Source organism: Nostocoides sp. F2B08, from assembly GCF_009184895.1.
Lineage (GTDB): Bacteria > Actinomycetota > Actinomycetes > Actinomycetales > Dermatophilaceae > F2B08.
Window position 1 is genome coordinate 115,557 of record NZ_WESE01000001.1, and the last position, 14,426, is coordinate 129,982.

General features: G+C 70.9%; 13 protein-coding genes. 2 read left to right on the plus strand and 11 right to left on the minus strand.

The features are described from left to right. Positions 1-83 precede the first annotated feature (83 nt). The 3 genes from GA707_RS00510 to GA707_RS00520 all read right to left on the minus strand — a co-directional run bounded on the left by GA707_RS00510 (position 84) and on the right by GA707_RS00520 (position 2,606). A complete protein-coding gene (locus GA707_RS00510; protein ID WP_226963429.1) occupies positions 84-2,051 on the minus strand; it encodes a M13 family metallopeptidase in 1,968 nt (655 codons plus the stop codon). Between the two features lie 59 nt (positions 2,052-2,110). After that, a complete protein-coding gene (locus GA707_RS00515) occupies positions 2,111-2,371 on the minus strand; it encodes an acyl-CoA-binding protein (RefSeq protein ID WP_152176479.1) in 261 nt (86 codons plus the stop codon). A 76-nt stretch (positions 2,372-2,447) separates the two neighbouring features. Continuing rightward, on the minus strand, positions 2,448-2,606 hold the full coding sequence (locus GA707_RS00520; RefSeq protein WP_226963430.1) for a hypothetical protein: 159 nt from the start codon (positions 2,604-2,606) through the stop codon (positions 2,448-2,450). Between the two features lie 132 nt (positions 2,607-2,738). Between GA707_RS00520 and lepB the strand changes: the two genes are divergently transcribed. Further along, the gene (gene lepB / locus GA707_RS00525; RefSeq protein WP_226963431.1) at positions 2,739-3,506 is read left to right on the plus strand and encodes a signal peptidase I; all 768 of its coding nucleotides are present in this window, start codon (positions 2,739-2,741) and stop codon (positions 3,504-3,506) included. 34 nt (positions 3,507-3,540) lie between these two features. Here the strand turns inward: lepB and smc are convergent, their stop codons facing one another. Next, on the minus strand, positions 3,541-7,137 hold the full coding sequence (gene smc, locus GA707_RS00530; RefSeq protein WP_152176481.1) for a chromosome segregation protein SMC: 3,597 nt from the start codon (positions 7,135-7,137) through the stop codon (positions 3,541-3,543). A 305-nt stretch (positions 7,138-7,442) separates the two neighbouring features. Between smc and GA707_RS00535 the strand changes: the two genes are divergently transcribed. Further along, positions 7,443-8,936 carry an MFS transporter gene (locus tag GA707_RS00535; RefSeq protein ID WP_152176482.1) on the plus strand — a complete coding sequence of 498 codons (1,494 nt, stop codon included), beginning with the start codon at positions 7,443-7,445 and terminating at the stop codon, positions 8,934-8,936. Here GA707_RS00535 and GA707_RS00540 read toward each other — a convergent pair. The 7 genes from GA707_RS00540 to GA707_RS00570 all read right to left on the minus strand — a co-directional run bounded on the left by GA707_RS00540 (position 8,922) and on the right by GA707_RS00570 (position 14,404). Continuing rightward, the gene (locus tag GA707_RS00540; protein WP_152176483.1) at positions 8,922-9,215 is read right to left on the minus strand and encodes a chorismate mutase; all 294 of its coding nucleotides are present in this window, start codon (positions 9,213-9,215) and stop codon (positions 8,922-8,924) included. The genes GA707_RS00535 and GA707_RS00540 overlap by 15 nt on opposite strands. 77 nt (positions 9,216-9,292) lie before the next feature. After that, positions 9,293-9,595, minus strand: a complete 303-nt coding sequence (locus GA707_RS00545) for an acylphosphatase (protein WP_152176484.1) — start codon at positions 9,593-9,595, stop codon at positions 9,293-9,295. Continuing rightward, entirely contained in the window at positions 9,592-10,500 is a 909-nt protein-coding gene (gene mutM / locus GA707_RS00550) for a bifunctional DNA-formamidopyrimidine glycosylase/DNA-(apurinic or apyrimidinic site) lyase (protein ID WP_152176485.1), read from the minus strand. The genes GA707_RS00545 and mutM overlap by 4 nt, the downstream gene beginning before the upstream one ends. Continuing rightward, entirely contained in the window at positions 10,493-11,224 is a 732-nt protein-coding gene (rnc, locus tag GA707_RS00555) for a ribonuclease III (RefSeq protein ID WP_226963432.1), read from the minus strand. The genes mutM and rnc overlap by 8 nt, the downstream gene beginning before the upstream one ends. 46 nt (positions 11,225-11,270) lie before the next feature. Beyond that, entirely contained in the window at positions 11,271-11,465 is a 195-nt protein-coding gene (gene rpmF, locus GA707_RS00560; protein ID WP_152176487.1) for a 50S ribosomal protein L32, read from the minus strand. Positions 11,466-11,528: 63 nt separating this feature from the next. Then, positions 11,529-12,104 (minus strand): DUF177 domain-containing protein, encoded by a 576-nt coding sequence (locus GA707_RS00565; protein ID WP_193315145.1) that lies wholly within the window; start codon positions 12,102-12,104, stop codon positions 11,529-11,531. A gap of 245 nt (positions 12,105-12,349) precedes the next feature. After that, on the minus strand, positions 12,350-14,404 hold the full coding sequence (locus tag GA707_RS00570) for an acyltransferase family protein (protein WP_152176488.1): 2,055 nt from the start codon (positions 14,402-14,404) through the stop codon (positions 12,350-12,352). Positions 14,405-14,426: the final 22 nt, after the last annotated feature.

The following is a 14,426-nucleotide window of genomic DNA, read 5'->3' on the forward strand; positions in this document are numbered from 1 at the left end:
GTTCAGAGTCACCCGCTCATCCTCGCAGCAGCGACCTCCATCGCCCAAAGTCGGCGATGGCCGCTGCGCACGTCATGCGCTCGTCAGAAGACGGAGACCCGCTCCTTGGGCGCGAGCCACATTCCGTCCCCCTCGCGGACCTCGAAGGCCTCGTGGAAGGCGTCGATGTTGCGGACGGCGTTGGCCCGTTGGTCGATCGGACTGTGCGGGTCGATCGCGAGCAGGCGCTTGGCCTCGGCCTCACGGGTCTTGCCGCACCACACCTGGGCCCACGCGAGGAAGAACCGCTGCTCACCGGTGAGTCCGTCCAGGACGGGCGGCTCGAGGCCCTCGTCTGCGCCGGTCGCGATGCGGTAGGCCGCCAGGCCGATGTCGAGGCCACCGAGGTCGCCGATGTTCTCGCCGACGGTCAGTGCGCCGTTGATGCGCTCGCCCGGGGCGTCGCGGGGCTCGAGCTCGCTGAACTGGGCGATCAGCGCCCCCGTCAGCTCCTCGAACCGCGCCCGGTCCTCGTCGGTCCACCAGTTGACGAGGTTGCCGTCCCCGTCGAACCGGGACCCGGAGTCGTCGAAGCCGTGACCGATCTCGTGGCCGATGACGGCTCCGATCCCGCCGTAGTTCACCGCGTCGTCGGCGTCGACGGAGAAGAACGGCGGCTGGAGGATGGCTGCGGGGAAGACGATCTCGTTCATGCCCGGGTTGTAGTAGGCGTTGACCGTCTGCGGTGTCATGAACCACTCCCCCCGGTCCACCGGCCCGCCGAGCTTGCCGAGATTGCGGTCCGACTCGAACGCCGCGGCACGCCGCACGTTGCCCATGAGGTCGTCCGCCTCGATGCTCAGGGTGGAGTAGTCGCGCCAGCGGCCGGGGTAGCCGACCTTCGGCGTGAACGCCTCGAGCTTGCGAACCGCGGCGGCCCGGGTCTCCTCCCCCATCCACGACAGCGAGGCGAAGGACCGGCGGAACGCCTCGACGAGGTTCGCAACGAGCGTCTCCATCGCGTCCTTGGCCTCCGGCGGGAAGTGCTTGGCAACGTAGAGCTCGCCGACGGCCTCGCCGATCGAACCCTCGACGAGACTCACGCCGCGCTTCCACCGCTCGCGGTTCTCCGGCACGCCCGACAGGGTCCGCCCGTAGAAGTCGAAGTTCTCCGCGACGATGTCGGATCCGAGATAGGCAGCCCGAGCGTGCAGCACGTGCCAGGTCAGCCACTCTCGCCACGTCGAGATGGGCTCCTCGGAGACGGCCTCGGCCGCCGCGGTCAGGAACGTCGGCTGCCGGGCCACCACGGCGGCGAGCACGTCGGCCGGGGCGTGAACGCCTTCGGCGTAGGCGTGCCAGTCCAGACCGGGGGTGAGAGCGGCGAGGCCGTCGGCGTCGACGAGTGTGTAGGTCCGGACCGGGTCGCGGTTGGTCACGGTGTCCCAGTGCGCGGAGGCAAGGCGGGTCTCGAGAGCGATGACGCGGTCGGCGACCTGTTCCGGATCGTTCTGGTCGGCGAGGTCGAGCATGCGGACGAGGTGACTGCGGTATGCGTCGCGCACCTGCGCGTACCGCTCCTCGCGGTAGTACGACTCGTCGGGAAGTCCCAGCCCGGCCTGTTCGAGATAGACGACGTAGCGCGTCGAGTCGCGATCGTCGGTGTTGACGAAGGGGATCACCAGCCCCGGCACCCCCTCCCGCGCGAAGGCGCCGAGTGTGCGCATGAGGTCGGTCGGTGTCTCGATGGCGCGAATCCGCTCGAGGTCCGCCGTGAGTGGTCCTGTGCCGAGGTCCTCGATCAGTTCCTCGTCCATGAACGAGGCATAGAGGTCACCGACCTTGGCCGCAACCGTCCCTGCAGCCGGAGAGCCCGAAGCGACCTCCTCGATGATCGCGTGAACGTGCTTCTCGGCCTTCTCACGCAGCATGTCGAAGGAGCCGTACCGCCCGCGGTCCGCGGGAATCTCGGTCTCCGCGATCCATCGGCCGTTCGCGTGGCCGAAGAGGTCGTCCCTGGGACTGACCGTGGGGTCGATGTGGTGGAGGTTGAGTCCTGAGCTGGAGGTCACCAGGCCACTCTATGCACGTGCGTCCGACCGCGCGGCGTGGTCACGATCCGGCGCGGGACTCACTCCTGGGCGAGCAGGCCGTTCACGGTCGCGACGTACTCCCGCTCCGCCGCTTCGGGCGAGGTGCCGGAGAGGTCGGCCCAGGCGTCGTACTTGGCGCGACCGACGACGTCGAGGAACCCGGGCCGCTTGCCGGCGACATCCCCGGACGTCGCCTGCTTGTAAAGCCCGTACAGGCGCAGCTTGACGTCGTTGCCGGGATCCCGGGACAGGCCCTGGACGGCGGCGACAGCGGACTCGAAATCCGTGACCTCGGCCATGGACAGACACCTTACGCCCGCTCGCATGCGCACGGAGGGATTCGACAACCCCGGTTCAGTGCGGCGGCTGCGCGCGTCAGGTGCGAGGACGCCGCTCGCGGACCGCGCCGACGAGCTCCTCGCCCCGATGCGTCAGGAGCTCGCGACCGTCCCGGCGGGCCGGGACCGCGACGAGGCCGACCACAGCGAGAGCGAGGGCGAGGCAGATCATCATGCCGAGGACGAGAGCGAACACGAGACAAGAGTGACCGGCGCACCCCCTCCGACTCAAACGGAATCACCCCCTGAGACCGAACTGTGACCAATGAGACGACCCGGGCCTTCCGGCGGTCCGGACCGCCTCGGTGGCGGCCCTTAAGGTTGGGACGTGTCCGACACCTCTCCAGCCGGGCGTCCGGCGCGCACGAGCCCCCCGGCGCCACGGACCGGACCCGGCCCAGGAGGTCGCGGTCGACGCCGGCGCGGGCATTCGACCTGGCGCCGGACCCTGCTCGAGGTCAGCATCGCGATCGGAATCCTCGCCCTCGTCCAGGGGCTGGTGGTCAAGGCCTACCAGATTCCGTCGGCGTCGATGGAGGACACCCTGATGACCGGGGACCGGATCCTCGTCAACCGCCTCGACGACGACGTCGAGCGCGGTGACGTCATCGTCTTCGAGCACGGCGACACGTGGGAGTCCTCCCGCCGCAGTCCGAGTGACAGCGCCGTCGTCAACGTGCTCCGCTGGGTCGGAACGGTCGTCGGCCTCGGACCCTCGACCCGCGCATACACAGTCAAGAGGGTGATCGCCACGGGAGGTGAGACGGTCGCCTGTTGCTCCGACCAGGGTGCGGTGACGGTCGACGGGGTGCCTCTCGAGGAGGACTATCTCGGATCCGACCTGCCGTTCACACCCGGTGAGACCGACTGCACGACCACGCCGAGATCGGTCCGGTGCTTCCCGGAGATCACCGTGCCCGGCGGCTCGCTGTTCATGCTGGGAGACAACCGGGCGAACTCCGCCGACAGCGTCGTCGCCTGCCGCGGTAGGGACGACGACGGGGGATGTGCTCGCTTCGTGCGCGTCGACCAGGTGGTGGGGCCGGTCGTGGCGCGGTTCTGGCCACCGACGGCGATCGGCGGCATCGACCCCTAGTCACGGCCCACTGCCACCCGGGTCGAGCTGCGGGTCAGGCCGACCGCTCGAGGTCGCGCAGCCGCTGGGAGACGACGGTGGTGACCCCGTCCCCGCGCATCGAGACACCGTACAGTGCGTCGGCGACCTCCATGGTGCGCTTCTGGTGAGTGATGACGATGAGCTGGCTGCTGTCCCGGAGCTCCTCGAACAGCGTGATCAGGCGTCCGAGGTTGGTGTCGTCCAGGGCGGCCTCGACCTCGTCCATGATGTAGAACGGGCTCGGGCGGGCCTTGAAGATCGCGACCAGCAGCGCCACCGCGACGAGCGAGCGCTCCCCTCCTGAGAGCAGCGACAGCCGTTTGACCTTCTTGCCGGGCGGGCGAGCCTCCACCTCGATCCCGGTCGTCAGCATGTCCCCGGGGTCGGTGAGGACCAGCCGACCCTCGCCACCCGGGAACAGCCGCTCGAAGACCCGCTCGAACTGTGCGGCGGTGTCGTGGAAGGCCTCCGTGAACACCTGCTCGACCCGCTCGTCGACCTCGCGCACGATGTCGAGCAGGTCGCGCTTGCTGGCCTTGAGGTCCTCGATCTGCTGGGTGAGGAACGCGTGCCGCTCCTCGAGCGCGGCGAACTCCTCCAGCGCGAGGGGGTTGACCCGACCCAGGGCCGCGAGCGCGCGCTCGGCCTTGCGGAGCCGCTTCTCCTGCTCCTCGCGGACGAACGGCATGGGCTCCGACACCTCGTCCCCCGTTCCGGACTCCCCCGGGCCTCCGGCGTCCGGCGAGGGACCGAGCTGCGGGACAGGACGATGGGGACCGTATTCGTCGATCAGCACCTCGGGATCGATCCCGAGCTCCTCGACCGCCTTGATCTGGAGCTGCTCGACCCGGGCCAGCTGGGCTGCGCGAGCGATCTCGTCCTTGTGCACCGAGTCGGTCAGCTCGCGCAGCTCGTCCTGCAGAGCACTGACCTCGGCGCGCACGCGCGCGAGCTCGGCATCCCTCTCCGTCCGAGCCGCTTCGCCCTCGTCGCGGTGCCGGCGAGCGAGCTCGAGGGCCTCCGCGACACGGTCCACGGCGTATAGCGCCGCGACCCGCACCGCCGAGGCGACCTCGGCCTCGCGAGCCCGGCGCTCGCGCCGTTGGCGAAGTCGCTCGCGGGCCGCGAGCTCGTTGCGGGCCGCCCCCTCCAGCGACTCCGCACGCCCGCGAACGGCCCGCGCCCGCTCCTCCTTGGTCCGAAGCGCGAGGCGCAGCTCGGTTTCGGCGGTGCGAGCGCTGCTCGCCGCGACCTCGAGCCGATCCCGCTCCTCGGTCCCGGGCTCGAGCTGCTCACCCTCTGGTACCTCGGCCCCCGCGCGCTCCAGCCGCTCCTCGAGCGCCGCGAGCTCCTCGCGGTCACCGGAGAGGGCGGCCGCGACGTCGTTCATCGCTCGCTGGGTGCGCTCGGCCTCGGCACGGGCCCCCCGGGCCGCGGACCCCAACGTGCCGAGCTTCTCGGCGAGCGCCGCCATGCGCGCGTCCGACTCGTGCAGCCGTTCGAGCGCGGCTGCGACCCGGTCCTCCAGGCGCGATGCCTCCTCCCGAGCTCCGGACAGTGCGAAGCGGGCCTGCTCGACCCGTCGCTCCGCCGCGTCGGCGGCGTCCGCGGTCTCGGTCGCGGCCGACTGGATCTCGAGCAGACTCCGCGACTCCCCGCTCGAGCCACCGCGCACGAAGGTGGGTCCGTAGACGTCGCCGTCGGCCGTGACGGCCGCGATCCCCTCACCGCGGCTCACGAGGTCGAGGGCATGGTGGGTGTCGGGGACGACGGCGACACGGTCGAGGACCTCCGCGAGCGCACCTCTGAGCGCCTTCGGTGCATCGACCACGTCGACGGCCCAGCGGGCCGGGGCGTCGAGGTGTGGCCACCCGCTGCGGTCCGTGCCGGCGACAACGCCCTCGAGGAGGAGTCCCGCCCGGCCCGCCTCCTCCTCCCGGAGGCGCTCGAGCGCGACGGCCGCGCTTTCGTGCGAGGTGGCCGTCACCGCCTCCACGGCCCAGCCGAGGGCCGCGGACACCGCCGCCTCCCAGCCGGACTCGATGACCAGGGCCTCCGCGAGTGAGCCGGACACCCCCTCGGCCCCCGCCTCGAGGAGTGCGGCTGCACCGTCCTTGTGGCGCAGCGACAGCTGCAGGGCCTCGAGACGCGCGAGCAGCGACCCACGCTCCCGGTCCGCCGACTGTTCCTCCGCAACGAGAGCGCGCACCCGCTCCTGGGCCTCGGCGAGCGCGGCTGCCGCCGCCTCGTGTTCGGAGTCGAGACCGACCTCGTCCTCTTCGTCGTGTGCAACGCCGGCCTCGAGGGCGGCGTACTCGCGCTCGGCCTCGGTCGCCCGTCGGACGCTCGCCTGGAGGACCTCGTCGAGCCGACCGAGCTCGGCCTCGCCGGCCTCGATGCGGCTGCGCCGGGCGGCGACCTGTCCGTTCAGTCGGGCCAGGCCCTCACGGCGGTCCGCGGCGGCCCTGGCCAGGGCTGCCACCCGCCTCGTCTCGACGGCGAGCGCCTCCTCCGCCTCGGCACGGGCTTCGACGGCGGCCGCGAGACCGGCTTCTGCATCGGCCACCTCGGCGAGCAGCTGCCGTTCGGTCTCCCGGGCCGAGACCGCCTGCCGGCGCAGCTCCTCCGGGTCACGTCCGCTGGTCGTCTCGTCGACGTCGTCCTGACCGAGCAACCGGACCCGCTCTCCCGCGACGCTGGCCGTCGACTCCAAGCGGTCCCGGACGCTCTGCAGACGGACGTAGCGCTCCCCGGCCCGCATCAGCTCGGGGACCTCCGACCGCGCCCGCTCCTCGAGGGCGCGGACGAGGTCGAGGCGCTCCGCCAGGGCGGCCTCGACACCGGCCCGACGCGCGAGCAGTGCGGACTCGTCGGCGGCCTCCTGGTCGAGGGCGGCGGTGAGCTGGGCGAGATCGTCGGCGACGAGCCGCATGCGCGCGTCGCGCGCATCCGCCTGGATGAACGCCGCCCGTCGCGCGGTCTCGGCCTGGCGGCCGAGGGGACCGAGCTGGCGTCGGATCTCGCTGACCAGGTCACTGACGCGGGTGAGGTTGCCCTCCATGGCCTCGAGCTTGCGGAGCGCGCGCTCCTTGCGCTTGCGGTGCTTGAGGACGCCCGCGGCCTCCTCGATGAAGCCCCGGCGCTCCTCCGGGGTGGATCGCAGCACCGTGTCGAGCTGGCCCTGGCCGACGATGACGTGCATCTCACGACCGATCCCGCTGTCGGAGAGGAGCTCCTGGATGTCCAGGAGGCGGCAGGAGGTGCCGTTGATGGCGTACTCGCTCCCTCCCGAGCGGAACATCGTGCGACTGATCGTCACCTCGGTGTAGTCGATCGGGAGCGCGCCGTCGGTGTTGTCGATCGTGAGGCTCACCTCGGCCCGCCCCAACGGCGCCCGCCCCGAGGTGCCGGCGAAGATGACGTCCTCCATCTTGCCGCCGCGCAGGCTCTTGGCGCCCTGCTCCCCCATGACCCATGCGAGGGCGTCGACCACGTTGGACTTGCCCGACCCGTTGGGACCGACGATGCACGTGATGCCCGGCTCCAGGCGCAAGGTCGTCGCCGAGGCGAAGGACTTGAAGCCCTTGAGCGTCAGGGTCTTGACGTACATGCGGTCCTTCAGTGCGATCGGTCACGGCCGGCCCGGTCGGGCACGACCTCCCGGACGTCCGACGGCCCGGGTCGGGTCGCCGCTCACTGTACCGTCGCCACGCGCTCGTCCCGTGGACGTCACCGCGGCTCCGGACCGGGTGTCGGGAGGTCCGACGAAGGGGCCGGGGTCCATGGGACGCCTGTGGCGGATGAGGTGTATGCGCTGGTCACCGACCGTGGCGAACGTCGCATACCCCTCGGTGCGTCGCGAACGGTCGGGAAAACCCGGTGAGCGTTGTCGGTCACGGTGTGCACACTGGTGGGATGTCCGACAAGCCGGTGAGTACGTCCGCGGACTCCGCGTACCGGACCTTCCTCCACCTGCTCGTCAACACCGCGGTCGCCGGGCTGACGACGAGCTACCTCTGGTTCGGGCTGACCTTCTGGACCTACCTCGAGACCCGCTCGATCCTGGCGACCGGAGTCATCGGCGGCGCCTACATGCTCCTGGTCTCGGTGAGCAGCATCGTCTTCGGATCCCTGGTCGACCGGCTCCGCAAGGTCGTGGCGATGCGGGTCTCGTCCGTGATGACCCTTGGGTTCTTCGGCCTCGCCACCGGTCTCTGGCTCGCCGTTCCCGGTGACCAGATGACTGACCTGAGCCGTCCGTGGTTCTGGACCTTCGCGCTCCTGATCCTCGTGGGGTCGGTGGTCGAGCACATGCGCAACATCGCGCTGTCGACGAGCGTGACCATCCTCATCCAGGACGACCGCCGGGACCGCGCCAACGGCCTGGTCGGCACGGCCCAGGGCATCACGTTCCTCACGACGAGTGTCCTCTCCGGTCTGTCGATCGGCATGCTCGGCATGGGCTGGACGCTCGCCATGGCGCTGGGCCTGGTGTCGCTGGGCCTGATCCACCTCTTCCTCATCCGCATGCCGCAGGAGCCGGTCCCGGCCGCAGCGGGCTCGGACGACTTCGGCCGCATCGACCTCGCGGGCTCGATCGTCGTCATCCGCGCGACCACCGGTCTGCTGGCCCTCATCGTCTTCTCGACCTTCAACAACTTCGTCGGTGGGGTCTACATGGCCCTGATGGACCCCTATGGCCTCGAGATGTTCCGCGTCGAGGTGTGGGGCGTCGTCCTCGGGGTGTCCTCGCTCGGCTTCCTCGTCGGCGGTGCCGTCGTGGCCAAGGTCGGGCTCGGCCGCAGCCCGGTGCGGACCCTGCTCTTGTGCGTAGCGGCCATGGGCGCACTCGGTGCGCTGTTCACGATCCGGGAGCTGTGGTGGCTCTATGCAGCGGGGATCTTCGCCTACATGACCCTCATCCCCGCTGTGGAGGCGGCGGAGCAGACGGTGATCCAACGGGTGATCCCGCTCGAGCGGCAGGGGCGGGTCTTCGGTTTCGCGATGGCCGTCGAGACCGCCGCGGCTCCCATCACGGCCTTCCTCATCGCACCCATCGCGGACCGCTGGATCATCCCGTTCGCCTCGTCCGAGGAGGGACGCCGGATCCTCGACCCCCTCGTCGGCACCGGCACCCCCGTCTCGCGGGGTATCGCCGTCGTGTTCCTCGTCGCCGGCCTGCTGATGGTCGTCGTGGCCCTGTTGGCGCTGCGCTCACCCGCCTACCGTTCGCTGGTCCGCGCGTACGCGGACGCGGCCCCCGCCGATGTCACTCCCGTCGCTCCGGTGCTCCGACCCGGCGAGGCGGTCACGGCGACGTCGGCCGCCGCAGCCGTGTCACAGCTGCACGCCGAGGGGCCCGCTCCGGCCGGGCACGAGGACGAACCGACCGGCTCAGACCTCCCGTGACGCGATGGCCTCGTGGTGCCGGATCACCTCGGCGATGATGAAGTTCAAGAACTTCTCGGCGAACTGCGGATCGAGTCCCGCCTCGTCCGCCAGGGCTCGCAGCCGGGCGATCTGACGCTCCTCGCGCTGTGGGTCAGCGGGCGGCAGGCCGAGGGATGCCTTGAGCTCCCCCACCTGCTGAGTGGCTTTGAACCGCTCGGCGAGAAGGTGGACGAGCGCGGCGTCGATGTTGTCGATGCTCGCGCGCAGCCGACTGAGGTCGGATGGGGACTCGCTCACGCGGCCATGGTAGGCAGCGGACCCCGACGGACGGCAGGGCCCATCCACGTGTCGGATGGGACCGAAGGTCTGCGCCCTCAGCGTTCCACGAAGCCGGTGACGCCTTCGCGCGCCGCACTGATCTCCGGGGTGGATACCCCGTCGACGTGCCCCGGCCGCCTGGCCGTCGTCGGCTGCTCCCCGAGCAACCGCACGAGGGCCGCGCAGTCGAGCCGCCGCCCCTGGACCACCACCTCGACCCGACCGTCGGCCGTGTTGCGGGCGTGGCCGACCAGCCCGAGCTCGAGTGCGCGGGCGCGGGTCCACCACCGGAAACCCACGCCCTGGACCATGCCGCGGACGAACACGGTGACGCGGACCACCTCGTCGCCGGCGCTCATCCCGTCCTCCTCTGGCGTCGTCGGGTGATCGTCAGGCTGCGCGGTCGCGGCTGGCAGCGTGGACAGGAGAAGGACGACCGGTTCATGAACTGTTCCCTGCGGATGACCGCACCACAGCGGGCGCACTCCCGGCCCGCCTGTCCGTAGGCGTTGAGAGAGCGGTCGAAGTAGCCGGACTGTCCGTTGACGTGGACATAGAGCGCGTCGAAGCTGGTGCCACCCTGCTCGAGGGCGGCGGACATGACGTCCCGAGCGTGCCCCACGATGCGGGAGAGCGTCGGCTTGGTCAGGGTCCGGGCGAGCCGTTCCCCGTGGACGCCGGCCCGCCAGAGAGCCTCGTCCGCATAGATGTTGCCGATTCCCGAGACGAGTGTCTGGTCGAGAAGAGCGCGTTTGACGGCCGAGTCCCGAAGCTTGAGCCGACGCACGACCGCGCGTTCGTCGAAGCACGCCTCGAACGGGTCCGGCGCGATGTGCGCGATGGTCGTGGGGATGGAGTCCGGGCCGATCTCGGACCATGCCACTCCCCCGAAGGTGCGCTGGTCGACGAACCGCAGCTGTGGCCCTCCATCGACGAACGTCAGTCTGGCGTGCTCATGCCTCATCGGCGGGCGAGCGGGGTCGGCGACGAGCAGCTGGCCGCTCATGCCGAGGTGCAACAGGAGCGCCTCGGCAGGGGCGTCGGTGTCGTCGCACGGCTCCGCCAGCTCGAGCCAGAGGTACTTCCCGCGACGCCTGGCGGCGGTCACGGTCCGACCGCCCAGTCGGGCCGACAGGTCCTCGGGTCCGGGCACGTGACGCCGCGCCACCCGGTGTCCGACGAACGTCGCCTCGTCGACCGTGCGACCGACCACATGGTCCTCGAGTCCGCGGCGGACGACCTCGACCTCGGGGAGCTCAGGCACCCTCGACGGCCCCCATGGACTCCACGGCCACCGCTGCCGCCTGCATCTCGGCATCCTTCTTCGTCCGGCCGGTGCCCTGACCCAAGGGGGTCCCGTCGAGACGCACAGTGGCGACGAAGGTCTTCGCGTGTTCCGGACCGTCGGACTCGATGTCGTACACGGGTGCGCCGAGCCCCCGCGCAGCCGCCGCCTCCTGGAGGCTCGTCTTCCAGTCGAGTCCGGCACCGAGGGTCGCCGAGTGACGCATGAGTGGGTCGAAGAGGGTGTGCACCAGCTCGATCGCCGCCGACATCCCCCCTGAGAGATACACCGCGCCGATGACCGCCTCGAGGGCGTCCGCGAGGATCGAGTCCTTGTCGCGGCCGCCGGTGCTCTCCTCACCGCGCCCGAGCTGCAGGTACCCCCCGAGGTCGATCGTGCGAGCCACCCCGGCGAGCGCCCGGGAGTTCACGACCGAGGCCCGCAACCGGGCGAGCTGCCCCTCCGGCTCGTCGGGATGGTCGTGGTAGAGCCGGTCGGTCACGACCACTCCGAGCACGGAGTCGCCGAGGAACTCGAGCCGCTCGTTGTGCGGGATGCCGCCCGCCTCGTAGGCGTACGACCGGTGGGTGAGTGCGAGGGTGAGCAGTTCCGTGAGGGCAGCACGGAACCCCGGCTCGGCGGTGGCCTCGCCGCAGACCTCGGTGAGGTATGCGGTCAGGTCACCGACGGGCCGCGGTGTCACGACGTCACTCGCGGGCGCGCGCTGCGCTCGTCGAGCCACGGCTCGCTCAGCCCTGGTGCTCGGTGCGCTCTGCGGTCTCGTAGTGGCGGCCGTTGTAGGTGCCGCACGAGGGGCAGGCGATGTGCGGCTGCTTGGCGGCCTTGCACTGCGGGCAGGTGGTGAGGGTCGGGAGCTCGGCCTTCCAGTTCGCGCGACGCGAACGGGTGTTGGAGCGCGACATCTTCCGCTTCGGGACGGCCACGGCGGTTCCTCTTCTTTCGGGGTGTGATGCAGGTGGGTGGTGCTGGGATGGTGCTGCGGGTGGTCAGTCGTCCTCGGCCGGTTCGGCCTGCTCCGCCAGGGCGGCGAGGGCGGACCAGCGAGGGTCGATGTCGACGTGCTCGTGCCCCGGGTCGTCCTCCATCCGGACGCCGCACTGGGCGCACAGACCGAGGCAGTCCTCACGGCACACGGGCTGGAACGGCAGTGCGGGCACCACCGTGTCCCGGAGCAGCGGCTCGAGGTCGATATACCCATCGACGACGACATGCTGCTCCGTCTCGTCGTCCTCCGCTCCCACCTCGCGGTGGTGCGCGGCACGGTCGGCGTAGGCGAACAGCTCCTGGAACCTGCTCTCGACGTTGATCGAGACCGGGTCCAGGCACCGCACGCAGGCGCCGACTGCGGTGGCCCGAACGGTTCCCGTGACGAGCACCCCCTCGACGACCGACTCCAGCCGCGTGGTGAGCGGGAGCGTCTGACCCTCGGGAACCGAGATCACGTCGGTGCCGAGGTCGGCCGGGGCGGGGATCTCTCGCTCCGTCTCGATCATCGACCCTGGCCGTCGTCCGAGGTCCGAGATGTCGAGCATCCAGGGGGAACGGGGAGCGGTGCGGGTCATGGTCATCACGAGGTGGAGTCGAGGGTGGCGGTTCGGGAGTGATCCGTCACCGTACGATCAGCGGGAAGTAACGTCCGGCCCGCCGCCACGACCCATGATTCGGCGCGAGTGCTCGCGAGATCCATGGAAGCATGACGACTGGGACGAGACCGACCCACAAGCCTACCGGTCGCCGGAGCGAGCCCCAAAACGTCGGCATGCGTGCGGTGCAGCGTGCGGCCACGAAGGCCGGGAGCGCGGCGTGGTCAGCCGAGACTGAGAGCACTGCGGACCACCGGCGTGAGCAACGGCTCGGCCCGCTCAGCGAACGTGGCGGTGATGTGGTTGCCCGGCCGGTGGACCGTGACGTTGTCGATGACCACCGGGCAGATGTCACCCGGGCACACGAGGCCGCTCAGGTCCAGGAACCGGACTCCGGGCACGGCGGTGGCGGCGGTTCGCATCTGGTCGAGTCGATTGCGGGCAGTGGCGTCGTCCCGGGCGAAGTCACAGGCCGAGATGTCCTCCGGATGGCGAGCGACGCATACGTCCAGGTCGTTCGGTGAGTCCGGGGAGTTGCCGAGCACCACGAGCGGTGCGATCTCTCGAAGGATGCGCCACTGCTCGACGAACGCGGGCACGACCGCCGCCTCATGGGCGTCGCGACCGCCGCCTTCGACCCACAGGGTCGGGTTGGCGGACGTGACGATGACGTCGGGCTCGAGGGCCCGAAGCTCGGCCAGCACGGCGTCGTTCCACTCGTCACACTCCGGGAAGGGACGCCCGGCCTGGGCGGTCGGGGCCGAGACGAAGGTGCACGACCCCTTGCCGTACGTCACGACGTGCCAGTCCTGCGCCGGGGCCGCAAGCTCGAGGGCCGGCAGCCACTGCATCGCCTTCGAGTCCCCGACGAGCGCCACGGTGGTCGAGCCCTCGCGCATGCCGAAGTCGCACCGGACCGGTTCGCTGACCTCCCGCCGCACCTGGCAGCGGTCGACGTCCGCGCGCGGACGGTCGCTGCCCGGCTGCAACGGATCGGGCGTCGCCCACGGCTGGCCGGGCGCGGCGGATGCGGGCGATGTGGCGAAGGGCGACCGGGCGAGCTGAAGCGCCGCCCCCGCCAGGACCCCGCTCAGCGACAGCGCGAGACCGAGGACCAGGACCGGCCGGACCTTGGTGAGGACGTCGAGCCGCTGACCGCCGACGCCGTGGTGGATCGGGCGCTCCACATAGCGGTGACAGAGCCAGGCGGGGATGACCGAGAGGACCACGAGACCCACCCGGGCCGGGCTCGGCGCGCCGGAGGTCGGTCCGGGCACACCGATCGCCCACTCTCCGAGGACGCGCACCGGCCAGTGCCAGAGGTACAGCGAGTACGACAGCCCCCCGATGACGACCAGCGGCCGCCATCCGAGCATCCCGACCACTCCCCCGTCGGGCCACAGCCAGCCGGCCGCGATGAGGAGCGCGGTCCCGACCGTGGGGAGCAGCGCCCACGCCCCGGGCCACCAGGCACCGTCGGGAAGGAGGACGGCGCAGCCGACGATGAGCCCGAGCCCGACCAGGCCGAGTGTGCTCGCCAGGACTCGGTGCGTCCGCGTCGTGACGGGCACAGGCCGGCCCGCGAGGGCGACGGCCAGCGCCGCGCCGAGCGCCAGCTCCCACACACGCGTCGTCGTCACGAAGTACGCCCGCTCTGGGTTGTCCGCCGTCAGGTGGACGGACCAGGCCAGCGACGGCACTCCGATGAGAGCGACGAGGGCGCCGAGATGGACCCGCCGCACTCGGCGTCCCGTCCGGCGGGCGATCAGCGCGGCGCCGATGAGAAGAGCGGGCCAGACGACGTAGAACTGCTCCTCGACCGCCAGGGACCAGTAGTGCTGCACGGGCGAGGGAGCCGAGTCCGAGGTGAGGTAGTTGACCGACTGCTCGGCCAGGTGCCAGTTCACGAGGTACACGGACGACCACGAGATGTCCGTGCCGACCGCGTGCCGGCGCAGCCCCGGGACGAGGAACCAGGACAGGACCGCTGTCACCACCAGGACCAGGACGGCGGCCGGCAGCAGCCGTCGAGCCCGGCGGGCGAGGAAACGCCCCCACGAGATGCGCCCGGTGCGATCCAGCTCGCCGATGAGGATGCCGGTGATGAGGAACCCGGAGATGACGAAGAAGACGTCCACGCCGAGGAAACCGCCGACGGGCGGCAGGCCGGCGTGGTACGCCATGACGAGCAGGACCGCGAGAGCGCGCATCCCCTCGATGTCGGGGCGGTATGCGGTGCTCCCGCCGGTCTCGCTCCGTGCGGCCGTGGTTGCAGTCACCAGGTCATGACGACGGTCGGAT